The 25,833-nt window shown below is 60.8% G+C and carries 27 protein-coding genes and 4 tRNA genes; 22 read left to right on the forward strand and 9 right to left on the reverse strand.

Features of this window, described 5'->3' with window-relative positions; all coding sequences use genetic code 11:
• Window positions 1-20: 20 nt before the first annotated feature.
• The 12 genes from infC (at window position 21) to rpoS (ending at window position 8,923) form a co-directional block, all read left to right on the forward strand.
• On the forward strand, window positions 21-551 hold the full coding sequence (gene infC / locus ACE3P0_RS16810) for a translation initiation factor IF-3 (protein ID WP_374403910.1): 531 nt from the start codon (window positions 21-23) through the stop codon (window positions 549-551).
• Between the two features lie 147 nt (window positions 552-698).
• The gene (gene rpmI, locus ACE3P0_RS16815) at window positions 699-896 is read left to right on the forward strand and encodes a 50S ribosomal protein L35 (protein WP_172204368.1); all 198 of its coding nucleotides are present in this window, start codon (window positions 699-701) and stop codon (window positions 894-896) included.
• A gap of 15 nt (window positions 897-911) precedes the next feature.
• The gene (rplT, locus tag ACE3P0_RS16820; protein ID WP_374403880.1) at window positions 912-1,271 is read left to right on the forward strand and encodes a 50S ribosomal protein L20; all 360 of its coding nucleotides are present in this window, start codon (window positions 912-914) and stop codon (window positions 1,269-1,271) included.
• A 69-nt stretch (window positions 1,272-1,340) separates the two neighbouring features.
• Window positions 1,341-2,372: a phenylalanine--tRNA ligase subunit alpha gene (gene pheS / locus ACE3P0_RS16825; RefSeq protein ID WP_374403882.1), complete on the forward strand. Its 1,032-nt coding sequence runs from the start codon at window positions 1,341-1,343 to the stop codon at window positions 2,370-2,372.
• 3 nt (window positions 2,373-2,375) lie between these two features.
• On the forward strand, window positions 2,376-4,757 hold the full coding sequence (gene pheT, locus ACE3P0_RS16830; RefSeq protein WP_374403883.1) for a phenylalanine--tRNA ligase subunit beta: 2,382 nt from the start codon (window positions 2,376-2,378) through the stop codon (window positions 4,755-4,757).
• A 2-nt stretch (window positions 4,758-4,759) separates the two neighbouring features.
• Window positions 4,760-5,089, forward strand: coding sequence for an integration host factor subunit alpha (locus tag ACE3P0_RS16835; protein WP_374403884.1), 330 nt, complete (start codon window positions 4,760-4,762; stop codon window positions 5,087-5,089).
• Entirely contained in the window at window positions 5,064-5,444 is a 381-nt protein-coding gene (locus tag ACE3P0_RS16840; protein ID WP_374403885.1) for a MerR family transcriptional regulator, read from the forward strand. Before ACE3P0_RS16835 ends, ACE3P0_RS16840 begins: the two co-directional genes overlap by 26 nt.
• Window positions 5,445-5,490: 46 nt before the next feature.
• Window positions 5,491-5,567, forward strand: a tRNA-Pro gene (locus ACE3P0_RS16845).
• Between the two features lie 55 nt (window positions 5,568-5,622).
• The gene (gene surE / locus ACE3P0_RS16850; protein ID WP_374403886.1) at window positions 5,623-6,366 is read left to right on the forward strand and encodes a 5'/3'-nucleotidase SurE; all 744 of its coding nucleotides are present in this window, start codon (window positions 5,623-5,625) and stop codon (window positions 6,364-6,366) included.
• Entirely contained in the window at window positions 6,363-7,022 is a 660-nt protein-coding gene (locus ACE3P0_RS16855) for a protein-L-isoaspartate(D-aspartate) O-methyltransferase (RefSeq protein WP_374403887.1), read from the forward strand. The genes surE and ACE3P0_RS16855 overlap by 4 nt, the downstream gene beginning before the upstream one ends.
• On the forward strand, window positions 7,019-7,975 hold the full coding sequence (locus tag ACE3P0_RS16860; protein ID WP_374403888.1) for a peptidoglycan DD-metalloendopeptidase family protein: 957 nt from the start codon (window positions 7,019-7,021) through the stop codon (window positions 7,973-7,975). Before ACE3P0_RS16855 ends, ACE3P0_RS16860 begins: the two co-directional genes overlap by 4 nt.
• Window positions 7,976-7,984: 9 nt before the next feature.
• Window positions 7,985-8,923 carry an RNA polymerase sigma factor RpoS gene (rpoS, locus tag ACE3P0_RS16865; RefSeq protein WP_374403889.1) on the forward strand — a complete coding sequence of 313 codons (939 nt, stop codon included), beginning with the start codon at window positions 7,985-7,987 and terminating at the stop codon, window positions 8,921-8,923.
• A 22-nt stretch (window positions 8,924-8,945) separates the two neighbouring features.
• Here the strand turns inward: rpoS and mltB are convergent, their stop codons facing one another.
• Genes mltB through ACE3P0_RS16885 form a run of 4 tightly spaced genes read right to left on the reverse strand, consistent with a single transcriptional unit; the run spans window position 8,946 to window position 13,828 of the window.
• Window positions 8,946-9,995, reverse strand: coding sequence for a lytic murein transglycosylase B (gene mltB, locus ACE3P0_RS16870; protein WP_374403890.1), 1,050 nt, complete (start codon window positions 9,993-9,995; stop codon window positions 8,946-8,948).
• Window positions 9,974-11,920 carry a DUF3488 and DUF4129 domain-containing transglutaminase family protein gene (locus ACE3P0_RS16875; protein WP_374403891.1) on the reverse strand — a complete coding sequence of 649 codons (1,947 nt, stop codon included), beginning with the start codon at window positions 11,918-11,920 and terminating at the stop codon, window positions 9,974-9,976. Before ACE3P0_RS16875 ends, mltB begins: the two co-directional genes overlap by 22 nt.
• Entirely contained in the window at window positions 11,913-12,890 is a 978-nt protein-coding gene (locus ACE3P0_RS16880) for a DUF58 domain-containing protein (RefSeq protein WP_374403892.1), read from the reverse strand. The genes ACE3P0_RS16875 and ACE3P0_RS16880 overlap by 8 nt, the downstream gene beginning before the upstream one ends.
• Window positions 12,887-13,828 (reverse strand): AAA family ATPase, encoded by a 942-nt coding sequence (locus ACE3P0_RS16885; protein ID WP_374403893.1) that lies wholly within the window; start codon window positions 13,826-13,828, stop codon window positions 12,887-12,889. Before ACE3P0_RS16885 ends, ACE3P0_RS16880 begins: the two co-directional genes overlap by 4 nt.
• 90 nt (window positions 13,829-13,918) lie before the next feature.
• On the opposite strand from ACE3P0_RS16885, the gene ACE3P0_RS16890 reads away from it, so the two are divergent.
• From ACE3P0_RS16890 to bamC, 3 genes are read left to right on the forward strand one after another with little or no spacing between them, the layout of a single operon-like run.
• A complete protein-coding gene (locus ACE3P0_RS16890; protein ID WP_374403894.1) occupies window positions 13,919-14,842 on the forward strand; it encodes a histone deacetylase family protein in 924 nt (307 codons plus the stop codon).
• 57 nt (window positions 14,843-14,899) lie between these two features.
• Window positions 14,900-15,778 carry a 4-hydroxy-tetrahydrodipicolinate synthase gene (dapA, locus tag ACE3P0_RS16895; RefSeq protein ID WP_374403895.1) on the forward strand — a complete coding sequence of 293 codons (879 nt, stop codon included), beginning with the start codon at window positions 14,900-14,902 and terminating at the stop codon, window positions 15,776-15,778.
• Window positions 15,779-15,790: 12 nt separating this feature from the next.
• Complete coding sequence (gene bamC / locus ACE3P0_RS16900) at window positions 15,791-16,954, forward strand: outer membrane protein assembly factor BamC (RefSeq protein ID WP_374403896.1); 1,164 nt, start codon at window positions 15,791-15,793, stop codon at window positions 16,952-16,954.
• 167 nt (window positions 16,955-17,121) lie between these two features.
• Here bamC and ACE3P0_RS16905 read toward each other — a convergent pair whose 3' ends face one another.
• Both ACE3P0_RS16905 and ACE3P0_RS16910 read right to left on the reverse strand, forming a co-directional pair.
• Entirely contained in the window at window positions 17,122-17,346 is a 225-nt protein-coding gene (locus tag ACE3P0_RS16905) for a hypothetical protein (RefSeq protein WP_374403897.1), read from the reverse strand.
• Window positions 17,347-17,471: 125 nt separating this feature from the next.
• The gene (locus ACE3P0_RS16910) at window positions 17,472-18,581 is read right to left on the reverse strand and encodes a JmjC domain-containing protein (RefSeq protein WP_374403899.1); all 1,110 of its coding nucleotides are present in this window, start codon (window positions 18,579-18,581) and stop codon (window positions 17,472-17,474) included.
• Window positions 18,582-18,663: 82 nt separating this feature from the next.
• Between ACE3P0_RS16910 and rlmD the strand changes: the two genes are divergently transcribed.
• Window positions 18,664-19,962: a 23S rRNA (uracil(1939)-C(5))-methyltransferase RlmD gene (gene rlmD, locus ACE3P0_RS16915; protein WP_374403900.1), complete on the forward strand. Its 1,299-nt coding sequence runs from the start codon at window positions 18,664-18,666 to the stop codon at window positions 19,960-19,962.
• Window positions 19,963-20,010: 48 nt separating this feature from the next.
• Here rlmD and ACE3P0_RS16920 read toward each other — a convergent pair whose 3' ends face one another.
• On the reverse strand, window positions 20,011-20,694 hold the full coding sequence (locus tag ACE3P0_RS16920) for a Bax inhibitor-1 family protein (protein ID WP_374403902.1): 684 nt from the start codon (window positions 20,692-20,694) through the stop codon (window positions 20,011-20,013).
• Between the two features lie 102 nt (window positions 20,695-20,796).
• Between ACE3P0_RS16920 and ACE3P0_RS16925 the strand changes: the two genes are divergently transcribed.
• Window positions 20,797-20,886: transfer RNA gene (locus ACE3P0_RS16925), tRNA-Ser, on the forward strand.
• Window positions 20,887-20,897: 11 nt separating this feature from the next.
• Here ACE3P0_RS16925 and queD read toward each other — a convergent pair.
• Window positions 20,898-21,338 (reverse strand): 6-carboxytetrahydropterin synthase QueD, encoded by a 441-nt coding sequence (gene queD, locus ACE3P0_RS16930; protein ID WP_374403904.1) that lies wholly within the window; start codon window positions 21,336-21,338, stop codon window positions 20,898-20,900.
• Window positions 21,339-21,453: 115 nt separating this feature from the next.
• Window positions 21,454-21,750 (reverse strand): helix-turn-helix domain-containing protein, encoded by a 297-nt coding sequence (locus ACE3P0_RS16935; protein ID WP_374403906.1) that lies wholly within the window; start codon window positions 21,748-21,750, stop codon window positions 21,454-21,456.
• A 235-nt stretch (window positions 21,751-21,985) separates the two neighbouring features.
• On the opposite strand from ACE3P0_RS16935, the gene ACE3P0_RS16940 reads away from it, so the two are divergent.
• The 5 genes from ACE3P0_RS16940 (at window position 21,986) to ACE3P0_RS16960 (ending at window position 25,763) form a co-directional block, all read left to right on the forward strand.
• Window positions 21,986-23,212 carry an aspartate kinase gene (locus ACE3P0_RS16940; RefSeq protein ID WP_374403907.1) on the forward strand — a complete coding sequence of 409 codons (1,227 nt, stop codon included), beginning with the start codon at window positions 21,986-21,988 and terminating at the stop codon, window positions 23,210-23,212.
• A 62-nt stretch (window positions 23,213-23,274) separates the two neighbouring features.
• A tRNA-Ser gene (locus ACE3P0_RS16945) sits at window positions 23,275-23,368 on the forward strand.
• Between the two features lie 71 nt (window positions 23,369-23,439).
• Window positions 23,440-23,516: transfer RNA gene (locus ACE3P0_RS16950), tRNA-Arg, on the forward strand.
• 442 nt (window positions 23,517-23,958) lie between these two features.
• A complete protein-coding gene (locus ACE3P0_RS16955) occupies window positions 23,959-24,369 on the forward strand; it encodes a hypothetical protein (protein ID WP_374403908.1) in 411 nt (136 codons plus the stop codon).
• Window positions 24,370-24,953: 584 nt separating this feature from the next.
• The gene (locus ACE3P0_RS16960) at window positions 24,954-25,763 is read left to right on the forward strand and encodes a DEAD/DEAH box helicase family protein (protein WP_374403909.1); all 810 of its coding nucleotides are present in this window, start codon (window positions 24,954-24,956) and stop codon (window positions 25,761-25,763) included.
• Window positions 25,764-25,833 lie beyond the last annotated feature (70 nt).

The following is a 25,833-nucleotide window of genomic DNA, read 5'->3' on the forward strand; positions in this document are numbered from 1 at the left end:
ATTTTTTGGAGACTTAGACCATCGCTCAGGAAAAGCCGCAGCGCCTTAACGGAGAAATCAATGTTTCCGAAGTGCGCTTGGTAGGAGAAGAAGGCGAGCAGCTCGGTATCGTTCCGACGCGACAAGCGCTTGAAATGGCTGAAGAAGCCGGGCTTGATCTCGTTGAAATCGCGCCGCTCGCGAAGCCGCCAGTCTGCAAGCTCATGGACTTCGGCAAGTTCAAGTACCAAGAGTCCAAGAAGGCGCACGAGGCCAAGCTCAAGCAGAAGCAGATTCAGGTCAAGGAAGTCAAGCTCCGTCCGGGTACCGACGAGAATGACTACCAGATCAAGCTTCGCAACATGACGCGCTTCCTGCAGGAAGGCGACAAAGTCAAAGTGACCCTTCGCTTCCGTGGTCGGGAAATGGCTCACCAGGAATTTGGTGTGCGTCAGCTGGAGCGGATCAAGGCGGATCTTGAGGCAGTGGGTACGGTTGAACAGTTTCCGAAGCTTGAAGGGCGCCAGATGATCATGGTTCTGGCGCCAAGCAAGAAGAAGCAACCGGTCTGACGACTGGCAGCGAAGAATTCCGGGGTTGCGAAAGCAACCCCAGGAAACGGCTCTGAAAAGAGCTGCATACAAGTGGAGCCAGGTTCCGGAAGTGTCTTCTGCGGAAGGCCACCCGGCTTCATCGACTAACAGTTTGGAGTGTGTTTCATGCCCAAAATGAAAACCAAGAGCGGCGCCAAGAAGCGTTTCAAGGTTCGTTCGAGCGGTAGCATCAAGCGTTCGCAGGCGTTCAAGCGCCACATCCTGACCAAGAAGACGACCAAGACCAAGCGCCAGCTGCGCGGCATGGAGGGCGTGCACGCGTCCGACGTCGCCCAGGTCAAGTCGATGCTTCCCTACGCGTAATTCAGGAGGAACGTCATGTCTCGCGTAAAACGCGGTGTTACCGCACGTGCTCGTCACAAAAAAGTCCTCGACCAGGCCAAGGGTTACCGCGGCCGTCGTAAGAACGTCTATCGCATCGCCAAACAGGCGGTGATGAAGGCGGGTCAATATGCCTACCGTGACCGCCGTCAGCGCAAGCGTCAGTTCCGCGCGCTGTGGATTGCTCGTATCAACGCTGCTGCTCGTGAAGTCGGTCTGAACTATTCGAAGTTCATGAACGGCCTCAAGAGGGCATCGATCGAGATCGATCGCAAGGTGCTGGCCGACCTAGCCGTGTTCGACAAGCCGGCATTTGCTGCGATTGCGAACCAGGCCAAGGCCCAGCTCGCTGCGTAAGTTGTCGTAGCGTAAAAAAAGGAGGCCTGGCCTCCTTTTTTTTGTCCCAAACATCCCGGAAGCGTGTTCGTGGATCATCTGGAACGGCTTGTAGAACAAGCGATCGCCGATTTCGGCGCTGCATCGGACGCCAACAGCCTCGAGCAGGCCAAGGCGATTTATCTTGGCAAGAGCGGATCCCTGACTGAGCTCCTCAAGGGGCTCGGCAAGATGGATCCGGAGGCGCGCCGCGAAGCCGGTGCGGCCATCAATCGGGTAAAAGCTGCGGTTGAACAGGCGCTCGAAGCCCGTCGCGACGCGTTGCGCGACGCTGCGCTCGCGGAGCAGCTCGCTGCCGAGGCACTTGATGTCACTTTGCCGGGGCGTGGTCAGGGGACGGGCGGTTTGCATCCGGTGACCCGCACGCTGGACCGAATCGAACAGCTTTTCGCCAGCATCGGTTTCGAGGTCGCTGATGGCCCGGAAATCGAAGAGGACTGGTACAACTTCACTGCCTTGAATACGCCCGAGAATCATCCGGCGCGTTCAATGCACGACACTTTCTATCTGCAGGATGCTCCCGGCGTCCTGTTGAGAACGCACACGAGCCCGGTTCAGGTGCGCTACATGCGTGAGCATGTCGCCCAGCATGAGGCTGCGGAAGTGATGCCGGAAATCCGCATCATTGCGCCGGGCCGTGTCTATCGCGTCGACTACGATGCGACGCACTCGCCGATGTTCCACCAGATCGAAGGTCTTTGGGTTGGCGAGCGGGTGAGCTTTGCGGATCTCAAGGGTGTGATCGCCGAGTTTCTGCGCCGTTTCTTCGAGACGGATGCCTTGCAGGTGCGCTTCCGCCCCTCGTTCTTCCCCTTTACCGAGCCGTCGGCCGAGATCGACTTCGCCTTCATGAGCGGGCCGAACAAGGGCAAGTGGCTGGAGATTGCCGGCTGCGGCGTTGTCCACCCGAATGTGCTGCGTAACGGCGGCATCAATCCGGAGCGCTATACCGGTTTTGCCTTCGGCATGGGTCTGGACCGTCTGACGATGCTGCGTTACGGCGTCGACGACCTGCGTCTGTTCTTCGAAAACGATCTTCGCTTCCTTAGCCAATGCAGGTAAGCCATGCAGTTCTCTGAGCACTGGTTACGTACTCTTGTCAGCCCCGCGCTGGATTCCGCCGCGCTGGGGCATTTGCTCACCATGGCTGGCCTCGAAGTCGAGGAGTCCAAGGTGGTCGCGCCGGCCTTCTCTGGCGTCGTCGTTGCCGAGATCCTTGAAGCCAATCCGCATCCGAACGCCGACCGCTTGCGCGTGTGCAAGGCGGATGCCGGGGCAGGTGAGCCCTTGCAGATCGTTTGTGGTGCGCCCAATGCGGCTGCGGGCATGAAAGTGCCCTGTGCGATTGTTGGCGCGGTGCTGCCGGGCGATTTTCAGATCAAGGCGGCCAAGCTGCGCGGCGTTGAATCCTTCGGCATGTTGTGTTCGGCGCGCGAACTCGGAATCTCCGATGCGCACGAAGGCCTGCTGGCGTTGCCGCCCGATTTCAAAGTCGGCATGAGCATTCGCGACGCACTGGCGCTTGACGACGTGTGTTTCACGATCAAGCTCACGCCGAACCGCGCGGATTGCCTGAGCTTGCTCGGCGTTGCTCGTGACGTCGCTGCGCTGACTGGCGCTGCGCTGAGCGAGCCCCTCGTTACGACGATACTGGCGAGCCACAACGTGAGCCGCGCCGTGCACCTTGCTTCGCCGGACGGTTGTCCGCGCTATGTCGGCCGCGTACTGCGGAATGTTGATCCGACCTGTCCGACGCCAGACTGGATGAAGCAACGTCTTGAGCGCTGCGGTGTGCGTTCGATCAGCGCGATCGTCGATGTGACCAACTATGTGATGCTGGAGCTCGGCCAGCCGCTGCATGCGTTCGACGATGACAAGCTCAACGGCGACATCGTTGTGCGTTGGGCGCAGGCTGGCGACAAGCTGCTGCTGCTGAATGGCCAGGAAGTTGAGCCGGATGAGCACACCTTGCTGATCACCGATGCTTCTGGGCCGCTTGCGCTGGCAGGGGTGATGGGCGGCGAACTGAGCGGCGTGACGGATGCGACCCGGAATGTATTTCTCGAAAGCGCATTCTTCCAGCCGGACGCGATTGTCGGTCGCGCCCGCGCCTACGGCTTCTCGTCGGATGCGTCGCACCGGTTTGAACGTGGCGTCGACTTCGAACTGGCGCCACGCGCAATGGAGCGTGCCACAGAGCTGATCCTCGCGATCTGCGGCGGGGAGGCAGGGCCTGCGGTCGAGTCGGTTGCGACCGACGCCTTGCCCGCGAGGGAGCCGGTCTCGCTACGCGTGTCGCGCGCCTCGCAAGTCATCGGTATCCCGTTCAGTGCTGAGCAGATCGGCGACATTCTTGGGCGCCTTGGCATGCCTGTGACGGTCGGCGAGGATCGCGTCACTGTGACGCCGGCCTCCTATCGTTTCGACTTGCGGATCGAGGAAGATCTCATTGAAGAGATCGCCCGCATTCACGGTTACGAGAACATCCCCGAGAATCTGCCGCAGGGCACACTCGGCATGTTGCCGTTGCCGGAGTCGCGCCGTAGCGCATCCGCTTTGCGCCGTTTGTTGGCGGGCCGTGAGTATCAGGAGGTCGTGAACTACGCCTTCGTTGAAGAGGCGTGGGAGCGTGACTTCTGCGGTAACCAGGACCCGATCCGACTGGCCAACCCGATTGCTAGCCACCTGTCGGTGATGCGCTCGAGTTTGCTAGGCGGCCTGGTAGGTACCTTGGCGACCAATCAACGCCGTCGTGCGTCGCGTGTGCGTATCTTCGAGATTGGGCGCTGCTTCGCAAAAGACGCGGCGGGTCAGCCCGTTGCAGGTTACCTTCAGCCGATGCGGATTGCGGGACTGGCCTGGGGGCCGGCGGCTGCCGAGCAGTGGGGTTTGGCGACGCGAAAAGTGGACTACTTCGACGTCAAGGCGGACTTGGAAGCGCTGCTCGACGGTCGCTCGCTGGAGTTCGTGCGACTGACTCATCCTGCATTGCATCCTGGGCGTACGGCCGAGGTTCGCTGCGATGGCGCTGCGATCGGCTGGATCGGCGAATTGCATCCGAATTGGGTTCAGCGTTATGACCTTGGCACGGCGCCAGTCGTGTTCGAACTGGATCTGGACGCAGCGGCGTATCGGCCACTGCCGGCCTTCGTTGCGCCCTCGAAATTCCCCATGGTGGTGCGTGATCTTGCCTTGGTTGTTCGTGCCGAAACGCCAGTGGGCGAATTGCTTGCCGTGTTGCGCGACGCCCACCTGAGTATCGTGCAGGCGATTGAAATATTTGACATTTACCAGGGTAAAGGTATCGATCCGGACAGCAAGAGTGTTGCCTTCCGGGTACGCTTCCAACATACTGATCAGACGCTTGAAGACGCTGAAGTCGACGCCGCAATCGATGTGTTGGTTGGTCGTGCCAGTGAGCGGTTGGGCGCCCAATTGAGGAGCTGATTGTGTCGATGACGCTAACGAAAGCCGAATTGGCCGATCTTCTGTTCGAGAAGGTCGGCCTCAACAAGCGGGAAGCCAAAGACATGGTCGATGGCTTCTTCGATGAAATCCGTAATGCGCTGGAGCGGGGCGAAACCGTGAAGCTGTCCGGTTTCGGTAATTTCCAGTTGCGCGACAAGCCGCAACGTCCGGGTCGAAACCCGAAGACCGGAGAGGAAATCCCGATCACGGCGCGCCGTGTGGTCACTTTCCACGCCAGCCAGAAGCTCAAGGCTGAGGTGGATTCATTGAGCGATGCAGAGGTCAATGTCGCAAACCAGCGCGCCGCCTGACGCGGCTGAACTGCCTCCGATTCCCGCCAAACGCTACTTCACGATCGGTGAGGTCAGCGAACTGTGCGGTGTGAAGCCGCATGTGCTGCGTTACTGGGAGCAGGAGTTCACCCAGCTCAAGCCGGTCAAACGGCGCGGCAACCGGCGTTACTACCAGCACCATGAAGTGCTGCTGGTACGCCGGATACGTGACCTGCTTTACAACGATGGCTTCACGATCAGTGGCGCGCGCAACCGGCTGGATGACCAGGCCGAACGGGAGCGAGAGCAGGCCGCGCAGAGCGAACGCGAAGAAGCCTTGTTTGGCGCAATCCGCGGCGAGCTTGAAGATGTGCTCACTCTGTTGCGGAGCTAAATAAACCCTGCAAGGATCTCAAATCCTGCTATAATGCTTGCCGTGTCGGGGCGTAGCGCAGCCTGGTAGCGCACTTGCATGGGGTGCAAGGGGTCGCGAGTTCGAATCCCGCCGCCCCGACCAAATTTTCCCCTCCGGCGTCCTTCGGCTTTACTCAATACCTTAGAGCGCTCGGTCCATGCGAATCCTCCTCAGTAACGACGACGGCTACTTTGCCCCGGGCATCGCCGCGTTGGCCGAGGCGCTATCCGGATTCGCAGAAGTTTTTGTCGTAGCGCCCGAGCGGGATCGTAGCGGCGCTAGTCATTCCCTTACGCTGGATCGTCCACTCTCGGTGCGTCGCGCGCCGAGCGGTTTCAATTTCGTCAATGGAACGCCGACGGACTGCGTGCACCTTGCCGTTACAGGTTTCCTCGGATTCCGGCCTGATCTTGTGGTGTCTGGCATCAATCATGGTGCGAACATGGGCGACGACACGATTTATTCGGGCACGGTCGCCGCGGCAATGGAAGGCTACCTTTTGGGGATTCCCTCCGTCGCCGTCTCACTTGTGGGACGTGAGTTGCGGCATTTCGAAACGGCCGCGGCCGTTGCCGCCGAGGTCGTACGAGCTTGTGCGGTTGATGTTTCAACGGCGCCGTTTCTTCTCAACGTTAACGTGCCCGATCTGCCTGCATCGGAGTTAAAGGGGCGCAGGGTGACCCGTTTGGGCAAGCGTCATATGGCGGAGCCTGTGGTGCGCTCACAAAACCCCCGCGGCGAGGCCATTTATTGGGTTGGTGCGGTCGGCGCTGCGCAGGATGCGGGAGAGGGCACCGATTTTCATGCCGTGACCAACGGGTTTGTCTCGATCACGCCGCTGCAGGTGGATCTGACACAGTTTGCCGCGTTGCCGGCGTGGCAGGAACGCTTCTCGGCATGACGCAGCGGATCAGTGCCTCTGCCGTCACGGCGGTGCGCGCGCGCGCGCGCATGATCGAGCGCTTGCGCGAGCAGGGCATTGCCGACGTACGCGTGCTTGCTGCAATGAACCAGGTGCCTCGGCACTTGTTCGTGCAGGAAGCGTTGGCAAGCCGCGCCTACGAGGACACCGCGCTGCCCCTTGGTTGTCAGCAGACGATCTCGCAGCCTTACGTGGTGGCGCGGATGATCGAGTTGCTCGCGCATGGACGCGATCTCGGTAAAACGCTAGAGGTCGGGGCCGGTTGCGGGTATCAGGCGGCTGTATTGTCCTGCATGGCAAGGGAGGTTTACGCCATCGAGCGTATCCGCACCTTGATCGAGCGCGCAAAGGACAATCTTCGCCCCTTGCGCTTGCCGAACCTGCGGCTGAAATACGGCGACGGTAGCGTTGGTTTGCCGGAGGCTGCTCCGTTCGACACGATCATCGTTGCGGCTGGCACAGCCAGTGTGCCCAAGCCGTTGGTGGATCAGCTTGCTCCGCTTGGGCGGTTGATTCTGCCGTTGGGTAGCGCGGACCAGACGCTGCTTATGGTTGAACGCTTGGCTGATGGAAGGCTCAAGGAATCGCGTTACGATGCGGTTCGATTTGTACCGTTGTTGGCAGGAACCGAATGAGACTGTTTGTTGCCCGAAGTGGGCTATCCCTTGCCCTGATCGCTCTGATCGGAATCGCCGGTTGCACCAGTAGCGGACGTGCGCCGGTGGAGGACCGTACATCGCCATCCAGACCTTCTGGTGCCGCTGTCGTACCCGACGCAGCGCCGGTCGTGGCACGGCCGGGCTATTACATCGTCAAGCGTGGCGATACGCTTATCAGCATTGCATTGGAGCATGGTCAGGACTGGCGCGATATCGCCAACTGGAACGCGATCGAGAACCCAAATCTGATTCTTGTTGGGCAAGAGCTTCGTGTGAAACCGGCTGATGGAACGGCTTCGAAGCCTGTCATCTCACCGACGATCGAATCCAAGCCGCTCGAACCGAAGACGACGACTGCTGCGCCCGTCAAGACAGACGAATCACTTCGCCGCGATCCGAAGGGCGGAAAGGTCGCGTATTCGGATCAGGCGCTTGCGGCTGCCATGAAGGCTGACGAGGCCGCCCGTGCAGGTGCGAAACCTGCTGTCGTTGCGCCGGTAGCGGACGCGAAGCCGGTGACCGATGCGCCCAAGAAGGACGACGGCAAGCCTGTGACTGATGATGAGTTCGAATGGGTATGGCCGGCGGCCGGCAAAGTGGTCAACGGTTTCAATGATTCGAGCAACAAGGGGCTCGACATTGGTGGCCAGATTGGCGATCCGGTGGTCGCTGCGGCAGCGGGCAAAATTGTTTATGTGGGTGCCGGCTTGCGTGGCTATGGAAATCTCGTCATCATCAAGCACAACGCGACCTTCCTCAGTGCCTATGCCCATAACCAGAAGATTCTGGTGAAGGAAGGGCAGTCAGTCAGGAAAGGCCAGGAGATCGCGGCGTTGGGGGACAGTGATGCGGATCGCGCCAAGCTGCACTTCGAGATCCGGCGTCAAGGTAAACCCGTTGATCCTCTGAAGTACCTTCCTAAACGCTAAGGGTGGGATATGTACGATCCGGCAACCTTTTTCGACGACGAAGACGAAAAGGAGCCGGATCTCCCACCTGAGATCGAAGCGTTCGGCGCCGAGCCTGTCCAGGCACCGCCAGAAAACGAATTCCTCAACGACGTCACGCAGATCTATCTCAACGAGATCGGCGCGAACCCTTTGCTTACAGCTGACGAAGAAGTTGCGCTGGCGCGCCGTGTGCGGCTGGGCGACTTCTCCGCGCGGCAGAAGATGATCGAACACAACCTGCGTCTGGTTGTGAACATCGCCAAGCACTACCTTAATCGTGGCATCCCGCTCCTTGACTTGGTCGAGGAGGGCAACTTAGGGTTGATCCACGCGCTTGAAAAATTCGACCCCGAGCGCGGTTTCCGCTTCTCCACCTATGCAACCTGGTGGATCCGGCAGAACATCGAACGCGCGATCATGAATCAGTCGCGCACGATTCGCTTGCCAGTCCATGTGGTGAAGGAACTCAACCAAGTGCTGCGTGCGCAGCGCTCGATCGAATCGAGCCACGGCGGCGCGACGATCGAAGATGTCGCTAAGCGTCTCGAACGCCCGGTGGATGACGTGCGCGCGATCCTCGCGCTGAACGAGCACACGGCTTCGCTCGATGCGCCGCTCGACATCGACCCCAACCTCTCGATTGGTGAGTCGCTTGCGGACGAAGCCTCCGACGGGCCGGAATCAACGCTGCAGAATGCCGAAATCGAGGACTTGGTGCGGCAGTGGATCGGGCAGCTGTCGGAAAAGCAGCGCATGGTTATCCAGCGCCGCTATGGGCTCGACGATTGCGATGTGCAGACGCTGGAAGAGCTTGCGCTGCAATTGGGCTTGACGCGCGAACGAGTTCGCCAGATTCAGCTCGAGGCGCTTGCGCAGTTTCGGCGCATCCTCAAGCGTCGCGGCGTGTCGCGCGACGTTCTGCTCTGATACCACCTCCGGGCGCCACAAGTCATGCGGCGGTCGCTAATCCGCCGCGCTCGCGCTCCAGACGAACAGCCGTGGCGAGATGGAATACCGCCATCGCGTAAAAGCTACTGCGGTTATAGCGCGTGATTACGTAGAAATTCTGATACCCGAGCCAGTATTCGGTCGCCGCCTCCGGTGAGACCAAATCGATCAAGGCCGCGGGTTTGTCTTCGGCGGCCGGCGTGTCGGCCGCGACACCTAGGCGCTCAAAATCCTGTTTGCGGAAACTCGGTGCGATACCCGCTTCCACCAGCGCTGTTGCTCGCTGTGGATCCATCACCCGAGCGGGTACGGCGACAGCGCCCCCGCGTTCCCATCCGTGCTGCTTCAGAAAATTGGCGACACTTCCAATGGCGTCGTCTGCGCTGGTGTCGAGTGAGACCTTGCCGTCGCCGTCGTAGTCGATGGCATACCGCCGGATGCTGCTGGGCAGGAACTGCGGCAGCCCCAACGCGCCCGCGTACGAGCCTTTGTAGTTGGTGACAGGCTTGGAGGTGTCGCGCGATAACAGGAACAATTCACCGAGTTCGCGGCGGAAGAGTTCCGCGCGCGGCGGGTAGTCGAAGGCGAGTGTGGCGAGCGCAGAGAGCGTCTGGAAGTTGCCCTGATTGCGGCCATAGATGGTCTCGACGCCGATGATGCCGACGATGATGTCCGCAGGCACGCCGAACTCGGCTTCCGCGCGCTCTAGGGTGGCCGCGTGCTCGCGCCAGAACGCTGTTCCTGCGGCAATGCGGGTGCGGTCCAGGTAGCGGGCGCGGTAGCGCACCCACGACTTCACGGTCGGGCTCGCCGGCGGAAGGATCGCCTTGATTACGGCCGGTAGATAGCGTGCTTCGGCCAGGCTGGCCAGCACCTGCGCTTCATCGAGCGATTCCTTTTGCGCAAGTTCGTGGGCGAAGGCTTTGACTTCCTCGCGCTCGCCATAGGGCTGTGGTTCTGGCGCCGTGGCGCCATGCGCGAGCGTGCTGACGATGCCTAGCAAGACGGCGAGGACGAGGGTGCTGCGTTTCAGAAGGTGCGTGTGAGCCATGCGTTGATGTCGAGTCTGAGCGCTTCGGCTTCTGCTGCCGGCGCGGTGGGGCCGTAGGTAAGGCGGGCGTAGCGGGCAGCAAAGTCCGCGAGCGCTTCGTGCCATTCGGGATGGATGGTACCTGCACGTGCCGCGAAGGCAATCGGCCCTTCGCTGATTGAGGGTTCAATCCCGCGTTGCCCGAGCTTGCGCAGCAGCAATTGCCATGCGCGTTCGGCGGGTGTCTGACGGCGACGGCTGCGGAACATGCCCACCCATACGGCAGCCTGCCAGAGCGCGCCGCTGGCCACGAGTCCGATCGTCAGGTTCCGCCAGTCAGCGTCGAAGCCCAGACCGGCGAACAGGTCGCGCTGACGTTGTGCGTTGTAGCCGAGGATCCAGGTGTTCCATGCATGGGACATCGCTTCGGCGCGGTTACGGAGTGTTCGCAGCCATTGCGACTCGATGCGGACCAGACCTGGAATCGGATCACTGGCGGGCAGCGATGCCGTGAGGCCGCCGTCAATCCGCCTTGGCGCTGCGGCGGCGGTAGGATCGACGCGAACCCAGCCCTGTTCGGCGAGCCACACTTCAGTCCACGCATGGGCGTCGGACTGCCGCACCACCAATGTGCCGTCGATTGGATTGACTTCACCCCCCTGATAGCCTGCGACGACACGCGCCGGTACGCCAGCGGACCGCATCAACACGGTGAAGGCGTTTGCGAAGTGTTCGCAGAAACCTTGCCGAGTTTCGAACAGGAAGTCGTCGGCCGCGTTGCGCCCAAGGCGTGGCGGAGAGAGCGTGTAAACGAAATCGCCTTTACGCAGGAAGCTAAGCGCTGCCGCAACGCGATCTGCCGGCGCGGGGTTGTCCTGTCGCAGCTGCGCACCGAACGCCGCCACCCTCGGATTGCTGCCGGCGGGGAGTTCGAGGTTCGTTGCGAGATGGGCGGGCGAGATATCGAGTCCGATTCTGGCATCCGTGAAGCTCGTCAGCGCTGCACGGATGCGTGTGCGCACTGCGGCGCTCGCGAGCAGTACATTGGCGGCATCAAGCGTCTGACCCTCTCGTGGTGTCGCGTGTTCCAGCGCGAACAGCCAACGATTCTGGTTGGGCTCAAGGGTGATCACATAGTCGATACGTCGGTTGCCTTGCGGCTGACTGGCCGCGCGAATGGCTGGCCGAGCTTGCCATTCCATACCGTCGAACTGACTCATTACCGGGCCGCGGAAGTAGCGTTCGGCGGGCGGGGGTATTGGGCCGGAAAACTCCACACGGAATGCTATCTCGCCTGACAGAGACAGGTCGGCGATGGTGCCCGGACGCATGCGGTCCGACATGCCGGTGGTGGCGCTGGCGCCATCGCTGGGCATGCTCCAGAGGGGTGAGTCGATCCGCGGGAACAGTACGAATAACAGGGCCGCAAGCGGTAGCGCGATGCCGACCATTCGCGCGCTGCTCGAGATCGCTGGTTTGAGCGACAGATCGGGCTGCTCGACACGCAGCAGTGCAGTCAGCGCCAGAATGCATGCGGCAAAGGCACTCAATGCGGTTACGACGCTTTGTTCGATCAGAAAGTAGCCGAGCTGCACGAAGAAGCACAGCTGAATCGTGATGTGGGCGTCGCGGCGTGTGCGAGTCTCCAGCATCTTCAGACCCAGCAGCATCGCGAGCAGTGCGAGACCGGGTGTTCGCCCGAAGGCTGTGCCGTAGCGGGCGACTGTCGCTGCAACGGCGACGATCGCCATCAGTAACAGCACAAGCCGATTCGGCGTAGGGGCGGGCGATGCGCTATGCAGCCGCCAGCCTTGCCAAAGCAGTGGCAGGCTGGCGATGACGCTAACCTCCAGCGTCAAACGCGGGAGCAGTGGCAGCAGGGTCAGCACCACGGCGGCCAGTATCCAGAGCAGGTCGCTCCGATCGACGGGCGCAGTCTTATGCATGGTCTGCGACTCCGTAGAGCGCCAGCGACTCAAGCACCTCGCGCAGATGGGCTGCGCCGCTGCTGGGCGGAATTCTGCGGCCGGGTAGCTCCAACCCAAAGCGCTGCTTTGCCTCGTCTGCGCGGAGGGCCCAGGCGCAAAGGCGCGATAGGCGGGCTTCAGTGTCGAGCGTGGCGGGGCAGTCGATCCACCGTAGCCATTGCTCTCCGCCGGCCTCCGCCGCGAAGTGTTTCGTGGCCAGCGCGCCACCACGCGCGAGTTGCCGCCACGCGATCTGACGCGGCCTGTCCCCCGCGCGATACGGGCGCAGGCTATCGAACAGCACGCCATCGCCACCGGGAATGGGGCGGCCTTCTCCTTCTCCCTGTTGTGATGGTGCGCTCGGCGCGTCGGCCTCCGGCGCGGGATAGACGAGCCCGAAAACGGCCGGCTCGAAGTAACTCCAGGCCACGATCAGCCCTAGCGGATGGCGAGTCTCAAGTCGCAGCCGCCCTACGGCATGCCGACCCCTTGGTTGAGGGGGGACTGCGAGGTTCAGCGACTGTGATGCCTTGGCGGGAATCGAGAAGGATGTCGATGCCGACCCAGTCTGCATGATCGACAGCGACGGCCGCTCACGGCCCGCTTGCTCCTGCATGGCCAGCGACAAGATACGCGGCTCGCCGGCGAACACCGCATCGCAGCGCCCGCTTTGCAGCGTGATGCCGAGCAGGTTGCGATGTGCACGCACCATCGACAGATGACCGACGCCCGCAAGTACGAAGGTCAGCGCGAATCCAAGGGACAAGGTGTAGTTCAGACTGGCCAGCAACATCGCCAGCAGCAGGCAGCCAAAGCTCAGGCCCGGGCCGGTCGGCAGCACATAGATGCGTCGCTGGCCGAGCGTGACAGGTAGGCGCTCTGGGGTGCGGCCGCGCAGCATCCAGCGCTGCATGCGTTCCCGCAGGTTCTGCCGCATCGATGTGCTCACGCGACCGGCGTGCTTTTCAGGAAGTCGGCGACCATTGCATCGGGCAGATGACGACCGTCTGCTGTGTGCAAGCGGTGCGCCGCGACGGCGTGCCAGACCGCCTGAACATCCTCCGGTGCGACAAAGTCGCGCCCCTCGGTGAGCGCGTAGGCGCGAGCCGCAGCCAGCAGTGCGAGACCCGCGCGTGGGCTCAGGCCCAGGGCGATTGCCGGATGGCTGCGTGTTGCGCTGAGCAGGCGCAACACATAGCGCGCGATCGGTTCGCCAACGAATACATCGGCACAACTGGCTTGGAGTGCCGTCAGCCTGTCATGGTCGGTCACGCGCGTTATCGTGCTGCGGTTGCGTCGGTCGCGGCCGGAAAGGAGAGCGAGTTCGGCGTCGGCCGGCGGGTAGCCGAGCGAGAGCCGCATCAGGAAGCGGTCGAGTTGCGATTCTGGCAGATCAAACGTGCCTGCGTGATGCGCCGGGTTCTGCGTGGCTATCACGAAGAAGGGGTCGGGCAGCGGATGTGTCGTGCCATCCACCGATACCCGGCGCTCCTCCATGGCTTCTAGCAGTGCGCTCTGCGTCTTCGGCGATGCGCGGTTGACCTCGTCCGCTAGCAGCACTTCCGAAAACACCGGCCCGGGTCGGAAGGCAAACTGCGCGTTCGCGCTCTCCCACACTGATACGCCGACCAGATCCGCCGGCAACAGGTCGCTCGTAAACTGCACGCGCCGCCAAGCCAACCCGCAGGCATCGGCAAGCGCGTGGGCGAGTGTCGTCTTGCCCACGCCGGGCACGTCCTCGATCAACAGGTGGCCACGCGCAAGCAGGCAGGCCACTGCGAGCCGGATTTGTGCCGACTTGCCGAGAATGGATTCGCCGACCGCAGCGGCGACGTCATGCGCGAGCGCGCGCGCTTCGCTGATGGGCAGTTTTTGTTGTGGGCTCATGGTGTCGGTCGGATAATATCGGGATGGGGGAGGGTCGTCGCGTTTGGTCGGCCCATTTGTTCAGATCAGAACGAGGCGGCGAGGGGCCACATGGCGACCGCATTCATCACGCATCCGGATTGCTGGATGCACAACATGGGGGCCATGCACCCCGAATGCCCGGATCGCCTCTCTGCGATCCAGGATCGATTGATCGCATCCGGCATCGATTCGTTCCTCAATTTTCATGACGCGCCGCAAGCGAGTATCGAGCAGTTGTCGCGCGTTCACCCGCGTCGGCATGTCGAGGATCTTATCGGCAGCGCGCCGGAACGTGGCATCAAGCACATCGACCCGGACACGGCGATGTGCCCTCACACCATCCGCGCAGCCTTGCGCGCGGCGGGCGCTGGCGTACTGGCGACCGATCTCGTGCTGCGCGGTGAGGTCGACAACGCCTTCTGCGCGGTACGCCCACCGGGGCACCATGCTGAGCGCGACCGGGCGATGGGCTTCTGTTTCTTCAACAACATTGCCGTTGCGGCGACCCATGCACTCGAAACGCATGGTCTGAAGCGCGTGGCAGTGATCGATTTCGACGTTCATCACGGCAACGGCACCGAGAATGTCTTTGCTGGCGACGAGCGGGTGCTGATGGTCAGCTTCTTCCAGCATCCCTTCTACCCCTACACCGGGGCGGACCATCCGGCGGCGAACATGGTCAATGTGCCGGTGCCGGCTGGCACGCGGGGCGACGCATTCCGCGACATCGTCACCGATGTGTGGCTGCCCGCGCTTCGCAATTTCGCGCCTGAGATGCTCTACATCTCGGCCGGGTTTGACGCGCACTATGAGGACGATATGGCCTCACTGGGCCTCGTCGAAGCCGACTATGCGTGGGTGACCCAGCAATTGCGTGTGTTCGCCGAGCAGCACTGCAGCGGGCGCATCGTGTCGATGCTGGAGGGGGGCTACGCGCTGTCAGCGCTGGCGCGCAGTGCGGTGGCTCACATCAAGGCGCTGGCGGACCTTTGACGCTGATTTTCTACGTATGCGCTAGAATCTCGGCTTTGTCTTTGTGGCGGCAAACGCATGATTAAGGGTTCGATTGTCGCGATCGTCACGCCGATGCGTGAGGATGGCAGCCTTGACCTGGCGCGACTCAAGAGTCTCATCGACTGGCATGTCGCAGAAGGAACCGACGGCATCGTCATCGTCGGGACGACCGGTGAATCGCCGACCGTCAACGTCGAAGAGCATTGCGAACTAATCCGGACTGCGGTCGGTCATGCCGCCGGCCGTTTGCCCGTGATTGCCGGAACCGGGGCAAATTCCACGGCAGAAGCGATTGAATTGTCGCAATTTGCAAAGTCTGCCGGAGCGGACGGCATCCTGTCGGTGGTCCCCTACTACAACAAGCCCACGCAAGAGGGCCTGTACCAGCACTTCCGAACGATCGCTGAAGCCGTCGATATCCCGGTGATCCTATACAACGTCCCGGGGCGGACCGGTGCCGATATGTCGAACGACACGGCATTGCGTCTGGCCGAGATCCCGAACATCGTCGGCCTCAAGGATGCGACCGGCGCGATCGACCGTGCTCTTGACCTGATTCTGCGTGCGCCGGCTGATTTCGCGCTCTACAGCGGCGACGACATGACGTCGCTGGCCTTCCTGCTGCTCGGCGGGCACGGCGTGATCTCGGTGACCTCCAACATCGCACCGCGCGCCATGCACGAAATGTGTATCGCCGCTGCGGCGGGCGACCTGACGCGCGCGCGCGCGATCAACGCCAAGCTGGTGGGGCTGCACAAGCACTTGTTCTGCGAACCCAATCCGATTCCCGCGAAGTGGGCGCTTGAGCGCATGGGCCATATCGGTTCGGGTATCCGTCTTCCCTTGACGCGACTTACCGTCGCAAACGAATCCAAGCTGCTCGACGCACTGCGTCAGGCCGGCATTGAGGCCTGAGGAGTCTGCAGTATGTTCAAGCTGCAAAGCGTTGCACCGGTGTGTCTGCTCGTCGTGCTCGGCGCGTGCACGTTTTCAACCAAGGATGTGGGCAAGGTCGACTACAAGGCTGGCGCACAACAGCGTTCGACACCGCTGGATGTGCCGCCCGATCTGACCAAGCCTGGGCGCGACGATCGTTACTCTGTCGAAGGTGAGTCGGTCGCAGCGACGCTGTCCGAATACCAGGCCGGGCGCAAGCCTTCGGCTGGCGGCGTGGGCGTTGCCAGTGGGCCGGAGGTGGTGCCGGACGTCGCGAAAATGACGATTGGCCGCGCTGGCGCGGAGCGCTGGCTGGTCGTGCCGCTTACGCCTGCGCAGCTCTACCCGAAGCTCAAGACTTTCTGGCTGCAGAACGGCTACGCGCTGGTCGTCGATAGCCCGGAGGTTGGCATCCTCGAAACGGATTGGCTCGAGAATCGCACCAAGATCAAGCAAGACATCGTTCGCGACACGGTTGGTAAGTTCCTCGACGGCATGTACAGCTCGCCAGAGAAGGACCGCTTCCGCACCCGCATTGAGCCGGGCGTCCAGGCGGGCACAACCGACGTCTTCATTAGCCATCGCGGCCTTGAAGAAGTGCTGACCGGTGGCGTGCAGAAGGATTCCTCGGTATGGACCTGGCGCAAGCCGGATCCGGGCATGGAGGCGGAGATGCTTCGTCGCCTCATGCTGTCGCTCGGTGCCACCGAGGACCGTTCGCGGGAGCTGATGGCCAGCTCGCCAGCCACCGAGAGGGCGCGCTTTGAGCGCGCAGCAGACGGCGGCGCGGCGCTGATTCTTGCGGGCTCGATCGACGATGCTTGGCGTCAGGTGGGTTTGGCGTTGGATCGCAATGGTTTGCTGGTTGAAGACCGCGATCGCGATATCGGCTTGTTTGACGTCCGGGTTGCCGGTGCGAAGGTTGAACCGAAGCAGGAGAGTGGCTGGCTCGACAAACTCGCGTTCTGGCGCAGTGCGCCCGCTGAGCCGGTCGTGTCTCCGGCTGCGCAACTTCAGGCGGGCGCCGTCTACCGTATCTTCGTCAAGGGTGATGACAAGCGTTCGCTTGTGCGCGTGCTCGACAAGGACGGGAATATCGATAAGGGTGAGGAAGCTAGCAAGATTCTCAAGCTGCTTTACGAGCAGCTCAAATAATCTGGCAGCTTGCCGACAAAAAACGCGCCCTATGAGGCGCGTTTTTTATGCGTACTCAGTCGTTCGCGTTTGCGACACCGCTGCCGGCGCTTCTACGTGGGCGAGCAGGATGCGCAGGACGAAAAAAAGCCGACCCGAAGGTCGGCTTTCTCTTCCGCTGGCGCGAATTACTTAGCGGCGGACTGGTCAGCAGCCGGAGCCGATTGCTCAGCAGCCGGAGCTTCAGCAGCCGGAGCCGACTGGTCGGCGGCCGGAGCCGATTGCTCAGCAGCAGCCGGAGCGGACTGCTCAACAGCGACCGGAGCGGATTGCTCAACCGGCGCTTCTTCTTTCTTGCCACAAGCGGTAACAGCCAGCGCCACGAGGGCGGCGACGAGGAGAGATTGCTTCATTGTTGGTTTCCCTTATCGATAAAGACAAACGCCAAATTCTTTTGGTCGGCACGGCTAGACGCCTAACCGATCTCAGATTCTAGCATGTTTTTCAAAGCTCAAGCGCTCTACAACTGCTACTGCTGCTACGCCGGAGCCCCAAAGCCGCTGCAATACCAATCATAAAACGCACAAAGCAGCGTCGGGTTGACAGCATTTGCGCCCAGATGGCGATCGCGCGCCAAAAGCTTCAGTGCGGTCCGTTGCTCAAGGGGGGCGTCGAACGACTCACCGTTGAGAAAGAACCGGTTGCCGCGGAACAGTAGCTGCGTCTTGATATCGAGCCGGAAGCCCCGCAGGGCAACGGCGGACGCGAATTTCCGCTCACTCATCGGCGACTCGGGTGGGTCAAAAAAGACGTGCGGTTTGGGTTCGCTGAGGTAGCTGCCGAGGAAATTTGCAACTGTTTGTTTGTTCCAGCTGATCCGGGAAAGTGTGGCCGCGACCTGTTCGACCATCTCGCTGGAGATTTCCGCGCTGTTCCTCGGGCGTTTCAGGCCAGGATCCGCGTAGCGCCCGTTCAGCGACACGTTTTCTTGCAGGTATCCGAGAAAAGCCTCGGCCAATTCCTGGTTGGTTGCGGTCCGGAAGCCGACCGAATAGGTCATGCACTCGCCAATCGCTACGCCGTCGTGTGCATATTGCGGTGGCAGATAGAGCAGGTCCCCCGGCTCGACAATCCATTCACGCGACGGCCGGAAGTCTTTCAGCAAGCGCAGCGGCGCACCTTCGATCACGGTGAGGTCGCGCTGTGCGCCAATACGCCAACGGCGCTGTCCGATCCCTTGGATCAGGAATACGTCGTAGTTGTCGAAGTGTGGCCCGACGCCGCCGCCGTCGGTCGCGAAGCTGACCATCAGGTCGTCCAGGCGGGCCTGCGGAATGAAGTCGAATTGCCGCAGCAGGGTATCGGCATCGTCGGATATGAGGTTTGTGCCAGAAACCAGAACCGTCCATGGCCCCTTTTGCCGCCAGGTGCGGTTTGCGAACGGCCCGCGTTCGAGTTGCCATTCGCCGTCGGCATTCCAGACACGGCGCGATTCGACATCGTCACGCGTGGCGAGATCGAGAAGCTGGGTTTTGCTGAGCACGCCAGAGAAACCTGGAAGCGCGCCACGCACCAATAGCGGTTTGCGTTGCCAGTAGTCGCGCAGGAATTCATCGGCGCTCAGGCCGCCAAGCAGTGTCGAGATCATCGCAGGATTATAGCGACGACCGTTCTGAGGCTGGCTGGTACAATCTCGCCCCTTTTCTGCTTTGGCTTCAAGGGGCTTGCAAATGCCGGTCGCGAAGGTTGAGTCACTGGATCACGAGGGGCGTGGGGTGGCGCGCGTGGAAGGCAAGGCGATCTTCATCGAGGGAGCGTTGCCTGGCGAGCGGGTCGAGTACGCAAGCTACCGCAGAAAACCGAAGTTCGAGCAGGCGACGATGCTGCACGCGATTACGCAGAGCGCACAACGCGTTACGCCGCGGTGTGAGTTCTTCGGTGTCTGCGGCGGTTGTAGCATGCAACACCTTGAGACGAGCGCCCAGGTTGCTGCCAAGCAGCGCGTGCTGGAAGACAACCTCTGGCACATCGCGCGGGTTCGCCCGGCGATTGTCTATTCGGCGGTTCAGGGGCCGACCTGGGGTTACCGGTATCGCGCCCGGCTAAGTGTGCGACAGGTGCCGAGACTTGGCGGTGTGCTGGTCGGCTTTCATGAGAAGAAGAGCAGCTATATCGCGGACATGCACTCCTGCGAGATCTTGCCGCCGCAAGTTGGTCGCAAGCTGACGCTGTTGCGCGAATTGGTTGGCGAACTCTCGGCGCCGGACCGTATTCCTCAGATCGAAGTGGCGGTGACGCAGGATCGTACGGTGCTCGTTGTGCGTCATCTCGTCCCGCTGACGCCAGCCGACGTCTCGATCTTGTTGGCGTTCGGAGAAACGCACGGTTTCAGCATGTGGGCTCAGCCCGGCGGGCCAGATACGGTGCATCCACTGGCAAAGGGGGAGGGGCGGGAGCTGTTTTACACCCTTCCCGAATTTAACCTGCGGCTTGCATTCCGCCCAACCGACTTCACTCAGGTCAATGTCGACATCAATCGTTTGCTGATCCGCCGCGCGATGCTGTTGCTGGACCCTCAGCCGGGTGAGCGCATCGCGGATCTGTTCTGCGGTCTCGGAAACTTCAGTCTGCCGATTGCGCGCAAGGGCGCACATGTGATTGGTGTGGAGGGGAGTGCTGCGCTGGTAGCCCGCGCTGCGGCCAACGCTGAGGCGAACGGACTGTCGGCGCTCAGCACGTTCTCGGTGGCGAACCTTTTCGAGGCAACACCGCAGAGCCTTGCCGCACTCGGCCGGCTCGACAAGATGCTGATTGATCCGCCGCGCGAAGGCGCTATCGCCGTGGTGAAGGCGCTCGGCGATGATGCGCCGCGGCGGCTGGTTTACGTGTCATGCAACCCGTCGTCGCTTGCGCGCGATGCAGCGGTGCTGGTCCATGAGAAGGGTTACCGGCTGCAGGGCGTGGGTGTGGCGAACATGTTTCCGCACACCTCACACGTTGAATCGATCGCGCTGTTTGAGCGCGTATGAAACAAAAAGGGCGGCCAAGGCCGCCCTTTTTGTTGGTAGCAGAAGACGTTAGTCGCGGTCGCCGCCGAAGATGCCAAGCAGTTGGAGCAGGCTCACGAACACGTTGTAGATGTCGAGGTAGATCGCCAGCGTGGCGGTGACATAGTTCGTTTCGCCACCCGTTACGATGCGGTTGACGTCGTACAGAATGTACGCCGAGAAGATTCCGAGGCACGCAACCGCCATCACAATCGATAGCGCCGGCAACTGCAGGAAGATGTTGGCGACGCCTGCGATCAGCGCAACGATCATGCCGACGAACAGGAACTTGCCCATGCCCGAGAGATCACGCTTAGTGACGGTTGCAAGCCCAGCCATCGCGAAGAAGATGACGCCAGTGCCGCCCGCGGCCAACGCGATGAGGCTTGCACCGTTCGAGTAGCCCAATGTGAATTGAAGGCTGCGCGACAGCATCAAGCCCATGAAGAACGTGAAGCCCAGAAGCAGTAGCACGCCAAGGCTGCTGTTCTTGTACTTTTCGATGGCGAAGAAGAAGCCGAACGCAGCAGCCATGAAGAGCATGAAGCCCAGCATCGGGCTGCCGGCAAAGAACGAGAAGCCGAACTGCACGCCTAGAAATGCACCGAGGATGGTGGGCAGCATCGACAACGCAAGCAGCGCGTAGGTGTTGCGCAACACGCGGTTCTGCGACGACGCAGCAATGCCGCCAGATGCGTAGGTGTTCAGGGCCATTCAGTTCCTCCTGTGAAGCGTTTCTGATGTGAGTAAGACCAGCGGCAAATCGAATGGTTCTACGATCGAGCTTCGATTCGACGTGTTAAAATCAAAAATTAAGGATGGGTGGCAGAGTGGTTGAATGCACCGGTCTTGAAAACCGGCGGCCCTTCGCGGGGCTCGTGGGTTCGAATCCCACCCCATCCGCCAACTAGCGCGAGCTATACCTCTACGTCCGCCCAGCAGTTCGGTGTTTCGTATAGTCGTACGCGGGCGAGCTTTAGCCTGCCGCCATATTGGTGGTTAATTTGTGGCGAAAGTGTGTCGAATGCGATCCGGGCCAAGTTCTCTGCCGTGGGTACCAGCGGCAGTACGACTGTTTTGTGGCCTGGCAGCGATTCGAGGAAGGCGCGAACCGCCGTGTCATCAGCATGGACTAGGAATGCATGGTCCCAGCGATCGACAATTTCTCGCTTTGCAATAGACTTCACGTCGGAGAAGTCCAGCAGCATTCCCTCGTCCGCTGATCCCCGGGCGCTGACGGGTTCGCCTTGCAAGGTCAGTTCCAGCGTGTAGCGATGGCCGTGCAGGTTTCTGCACTGGCTGGCATGGTGTGGAATGCGATGACCTGAGTCGAATTCGAGGCGGCGGGTGATCTTCATGTTTTGTGGTCGGGTGTATGCGGTTGTGCTGGCTGCTGACCTACTTGCTGGATCAGCAAAAGAAAACGGCATCCTGCAGGATGCCGTTTTTAACATTATGCCGGGAAGTAACGGCTCAGCCCGCCTTCTTCTTCGCCTTGGCTTCTTTCTTCAGGTTCTTCAGCAGATCCGGGTCCGCATGCTTCAGGTACTCGATTACGTCCAGATCATCCTTGCGGATCTTGCCGATATCGACCTGCTCAACGTGCACCAGGCGCAGCAGCGCTTGCACCGGACGCGGAATGTTACGACCGCTCTCGTAGCGCGAACCGCCGCTCTGGGTCACGCCGATCTTCGACCAGAACTGGGATTGATTCAGTCCAAGCTTGCGGCGGATCTCGCGAACATCAACCTTGTCATTCGTACTCTTCATGATGGCAACCTCACTTCGTTTTTTTGCGCTTCCCCGACCGTTTTCATAAAACGGCCTGCCTTGCGAAGACCGGAAACTGATCGTCCAGTTCCCGAATTATAGATCAATATCTGATTGCCATAGTTCCATACGCCAAGCCATTGTGCGAGCAACTGTTAAACAGTGTCACCCCGGATCTGCGGGCGGCCGGGTACTTCGTGTACAATCGCGAGTCCTACGCGAAACAGATAAGACGATGGCTCTGATTGTTCAAAAGTACGGCGGCACGTCGGTTGGTACCACTGAGCGTATCAAGAACGTGGCCAAGCGGATCGCCCGCTTCCAGAAGGAAGGTCACCAACTGGTGATTGTTGTCTCCGCGATGACCGGAGAGACCAACCGCCTGATCGGTCTGGCCAAGGATATTCAATCGTCACCAGATCCGCGTGAGCTGGACGTGGTGGTGTCGACCGGTGAGCAGGTCACCATCGGCTTGCTGTCGATGGCCCTGATGGAGTTGGGCCTCAAGGCGCGCAGCTACACGGGCCCGCAGGTTCGCATTCTCACCGACAACACCCACACCAAGGCGCGCATCCTCAAGATTGACGAGGATCGCATCCGGCAGGATCTCGATGAAGGTCATGTGGTTGTCGTCGCGGGCTTCCAGGGCGTCGATGAGGCCGGCAACATCACGACGCTCGGTCGCGGTGGCTCCGATACCACCGGGGTTGCGCTGGCGGCAGCACTGCACGCCGATGAATGCCAGATCTACACCGACGTGGATGGCGTTTACACCACCGATCCGCGCATCGTTCCGGAAGCACGCAAGCTCGACCGCATCACTTTCGAAGAGATGCTTGAGATGGCGAGCCTCGGTTCCAAGGTGCTGCAGATCCGCTCCGTCGAATTCGCGGGCAAGTACAAAGTCAAACTGCGCGTGCTCTCTAGCTTCCAGGAAGATGGAGAGGGTACGTTGATTACCGTTGAGGAAGATAGCAGCATGGAACAACCGATCATTTCGGGTATCGCGTTCAACCGTGACGAAGCGAAGCTTACGGTTCTCGGCGTGCCGGACCGTCCCGGTATCGCTTACCAGATCCTCGGCCCGATCGCGGATGCGAATCTGGATGTCGACATGATCATCCAGAACGTTGGCCACGATGGCACGACCGACTTTTCCTTCACCGTCAATCGCAGCGAGTTCGACAAGGCTCGTGGCGTGCTCGAAGAGGTCAAGGCTCACATTGGCGCCCGCGAAGTGGTTGGAGATAAGGGTATTTGCAAGGTGTCGGCCGTTGGTGTGGGCATGCGTTCGCACCCGGGCGTTGCGAGCAAGATGTTCCGCACGCTGGCGGAAGAGGGTATCAACATCCAGATGATCTCGACTTCAGAAATCAAGATTTCTGTAGTGCTTGACGAGAAGTATCTGGAATTGGCTGTTCGCGTGCTGCACAAGGCTTTCGAGCTCGATCACGCGAACTAAAGTTGTACTGGCGCGATTGACGGCGGGGGTAAAAAACAGCTATAGTCGCGCCTCTTAAGTGCGGAGAGTTGGCCGAGAGGTCGAAGGCACTCCCCTGCTAAGGGAGCATACGGGCTAAAACTCGTATCGAGGGTTCGAATCCCTCACTCTCCGCCAGTAAAAAATTGTGAGTGTTAAAAAATACTTGCAAAGCAAAATTAAGTAGTCTATAGTTCTGTTTCTCGGCTGCACCCGTAGCTCAGCTGGATAGAGTACCTGGCTACGAACCAGGGGGTCGGGCGTTCGAATCGCTCCGGGTGTACCAACTTCTTCAAGCACTTAGCCCAGTCCTCGGACTGGGCTTTTTGCTTTCTGGTGGTCGGCAGCGCGTTTTGTGCCTGTACTGTGCCTGTTTGTCGCTTGCTTGCGGTTTCGTGCGGGGCATGGCGCACGTTCCGGCTTCCAGTTTTGTTGGCGTAGCGTCTCGTCAATTCCCCGCAACTCTTCGCGCTACTCGGCAGACCGCGCGCCGTGCTCCAGGGAGTTGCCCGCGGCCTTGTCGTGCCCTCGGTGGTACCCGGCCCTGTTGGTTTCTCCCTAAAGCGCCAATGCTGGATCGCGCCGATCTACTCCGAAAGTTGCTACGCTGAAAGTGTCGCGCATCGAACCGGATGCTGTCGGCTTCTAGAAGAAGTTTGGCACGCAGTTCGACAACATTAGCAGCGACCCGGCCGTCGATATCGACGGTCGCTTGACGTGGGGCGACTATGAGCAAGCACGGACACAACAGGCCCAGGCTGTCGGAACTTCCCGATACGACGACGCCGGCACAACGCGCGTCGGTAGCGAAGATGATCGTTGACTACGAGAAGACGGAAGCGGCGCGAACTATTGCGGAAGGCGGTGGTGCCCAGGGGCGAAGCAGCAATGACCCGACGCGGCTCACGCCGGAAGAAGTCGAGTCGTTGCGCCAAGGCGCGCGTGACGCCTTGGCTTCCTTGAGGGCGAGTCGATTGCGTGACCGGTTTGAGCCGCCTCCGGTGATTAACAAGCGTCGAATCTCAGAGTTGCCGGATGCGACGACGCAAGAAGAGCGCGCAGCGGTCGAGAGGATGATCGCCGAGTGGGAGGCGAAGGAGGCGCTGAGGCAAGCGACGGCAGAGCATCCGCCAATCTAGGGCCCGGATGTGCCGCCTGGCCACTAGTTCAGGGCAGGCTTTAGACGTGTGCGGGTGCGGGACGTACTGATTTTTACTGATGTGCGCGAGCAACAGCGAAGCGAACTGGCGTGCTTCAACTCCGCCAGGCGAAAGTGCCTGCACCGCCTGCTAGCTGAAACCTGTTCGGGCTCGTGACGAAGGCCGCGCGATTCATAGGCCGAGGGCTGGTCGGCACTGGATGACTGGTAACGATTCCGCGTAGCGATTAGGTGCCTGCACGCACCAGCGTCGGATGTCCGAGTCGGGCGGCCGCCTGCGGTGACCGGTCACCGAGCAGTCGTCTAGCAAAGCCGACGTTCATAGGCTGGATCAACAAGGTAAGCCGCAGTTGCCCTGCAATATTAGCTACGCCGAACTGGCCCCTTAGTAGTCATCGACCGGGCGATTGGCATTCAAGCCACCGGTTCGCCCTGAGTGGGCCAAAGCACCTAATGTTTCACTCGAATCAAACACCTCGGCGTCTACGCGGCGCGTCAGTGGCTGAGTTCGCATAGCCTCATATACCATCGGCACCTTCTGCTATCAGCTTTGACGCCCGCGCAATGTCCGAAAACCAGAACCCCGAGCAGATCGCCCGCGACCATATCGACGCACAGCTCAAGCAGGCGGGTTGGGTCGTTCAGACTGTCAAGACGATCAATTTCAACGCAGGCAAGGGCCAAGCCGTTCGTGAGTACCAGACTGACGTGGGCCCCGCGGACTACGTGCTGTTCGTTGATGGCAAAGCGGTCGGCGTTATCGAAGCCAAGAAGGAAGAGCTGGGCCACAAGCTGACCGAAGTCGAAGAGCAATCTGGCGGCTACGCAGCCGCCAAGCTCAAGTGGGTGCACAACAAAGAACCCTTGCGCTTCCGCTACGAAAGCACAGGCATCCTCACCCGCTTCACCGATGGCCATGACCCCAAGCCTCGCTCACGCCGGGTGTTCAGCTTTCACCGCCCCGAAACGATCAAGGAATGGCTGCAGCAAGGCGATAGCCTGCGCCAGCGCCTGCAGCACGTCCCGCCTCTGAATCCGGCAAAACTGCCCGCCAAAGCTCTGGGGCTGCGCGACTGCCAGGAAATCGCCATCACCAACCTTGAGCAATCGTTCAAGGAAGATCGCCCGCGCGCCCTGATCCAGATGGCGACCGGCGCGGGCAAGACCTACACCGCCATCACCGCCATCTACCGCCTGCTCAAGCACGCCAAGGCCAAGCGCATCCTGTTCTTGGTCGATACGAAGAACCTCGGGGAGCAGGCCGAGCAGGAAATGATGGCCTTTACGCCCAGCGACGATAACCGCAAGTTCACCGAGTGTCGGCGCGCGTTTAAATCTGACCACCTGTGCGCGTTGAATTTTGACCAGGGGTGATAGCCACCTGACATAGGTTGGCTTGTGGATAAGTGTAGCTCAGAAACGCTGCCTCTCGAACCACGATGAA

The sequence above is a fragment of the Niveibacterium sp. genome, from assembly GCF_041909475.1.
In the GTDB taxonomy this organism is placed as follows: Bacteria; Pseudomonadota; Gammaproteobacteria; order Burkholderiales; family Rhodocyclaceae; genus Niveibacterium.

Excerpts from the sequence above, each read along its gene's own strand:
- rpmI (WP_172204368.1), top strand. The coding sequence starts at position 699 with ATGCCCAAAATGAAAACCAAGAGCGGCGCCAAGAAGCGTTTCAAGGTT.
- rplT (WP_374403880.1), top strand. The coding sequence starts at position 912 with ATGTCTCGCGTAAAACGCGGTGTTACCGCACGTGCTCGTCACAAAAAA.
- pheT (WP_374403883.1), top strand. The coding sequence starts at position 2,376 with ATGCAGTTCTCTGAGCACTGGTTACGTACTCTTGTCAGCCCCGCGCTG.
- ACE3P0_RS16840 (WP_374403885.1), top strand. The coding sequence starts at position 5,064 with ATGTCGCAAACCAGCGCGCCGCCTGACGCGGCTGAACTGCCTCCGATT.
- surE (WP_374403886.1), top strand. The coding sequence starts at position 5,623 with ATGCGAATCCTCCTCAGTAACGACGACGGCTACTTTGCCCCGGGCATC.
- ACE3P0_RS16855 (WP_374403887.1), top strand. The coding sequence starts at position 6,363 with ATGACGCAGCGGATCAGTGCCTCTGCCGTCACGGCGGTGCGCGCGCGC.
- ACE3P0_RS16860 (WP_374403888.1), top strand. The coding sequence starts at position 7,019 with ATGAGACTGTTTGTTGCCCGAAGTGGGCTATCCCTTGCCCTGATCGCT.
- rpoS (WP_374403889.1), top strand. The coding sequence starts at position 7,985 with ATGTACGATCCGGCAACCTTTTTCGACGACGAAGACGAAAAGGAGCCG.
- mltB (WP_374403890.1), bottom strand. The coding sequence starts at position 9,995 with ATGGCTCACACGCACCTTCTGAAACGCAGCACCCTCGTCCTCGCCGTC.
- ACE3P0_RS16875 (WP_374403891.1), bottom strand. The coding sequence starts at position 11,920 with ATGCATAAGACTGCGCCCGTCGATCGGAGCGACCTGCTCTGGATACTG.
- ACE3P0_RS16885 (WP_374403893.1), bottom strand. The coding sequence starts at position 13,828 with ATGAGCCCACAACAAAAACTGCCCATCAGCGAAGCGCGCGCGCTCGCG.
- ACE3P0_RS16890 (WP_374403894.1), top strand. The coding sequence starts at position 13,919 with ATGGCGACCGCATTCATCACGCATCCGGATTGCTGGATGCACAACATG.
- dapA (WP_374403895.1), top strand. The coding sequence starts at position 14,900 with ATGATTAAGGGTTCGATTGTCGCGATCGTCACGCCGATGCGTGAGGAT.
- bamC (WP_374403896.1), top strand. The coding sequence starts at position 15,791 with ATGTTCAAGCTGCAAAGCGTTGCACCGGTGTGTCTGCTCGTCGTGCTC.
- ACE3P0_RS16905 (WP_374403897.1), bottom strand. The coding sequence starts at position 17,346 with ATGAAGCAATCTCTCCTCGTCGCCGCCCTCGTGGCGCTGGCTGTTACC.
- ACE3P0_RS16910 (WP_374403899.1), bottom strand. The coding sequence starts at position 18,581 with ATGATCTCGACACTGCTTGGCGGCCTGAGCGCCGATGAATTCCTGCGC.
- rlmD (WP_374403900.1), top strand. The coding sequence starts at position 18,664 with ATGCCGGTCGCGAAGGTTGAGTCACTGGATCACGAGGGGCGTGGGGTG.
- ACE3P0_RS16920 (WP_374403902.1), bottom strand. The coding sequence starts at position 20,694 with ATGGCCCTGAACACCTACGCATCTGGCGGCATTGCTGCGTCGTCGCAG.
- queD (WP_374403904.1), bottom strand. The coding sequence starts at position 21,338 with ATGAAGATCACCCGCCGCCTCGAATTCGACTCAGGTCATCGCATTCCA.
- ACE3P0_RS16935 (WP_374403906.1), bottom strand. The coding sequence starts at position 21,750 with ATGAAGAGTACGAATGACAAGGTTGATGTTCGCGAGATCCGCCGCAAG.
- ACE3P0_RS16940 (WP_374403907.1), top strand. The coding sequence starts at position 21,986 with ATGGCTCTGATTGTTCAAAAGTACGGCGGCACGTCGGTTGGTACCACT.
- ACE3P0_RS16955 (WP_374403908.1), top strand. The coding sequence starts at position 23,959 with ATGAGCAAGCACGGACACAACAGGCCCAGGCTGTCGGAACTTCCCGAT.
- ACE3P0_RS16960 (WP_374403909.1), top strand. The coding sequence starts at position 24,954 with ATGTCCGAAAACCAGAACCCCGAGCAGATCGCCCGCGACCATATCGAC.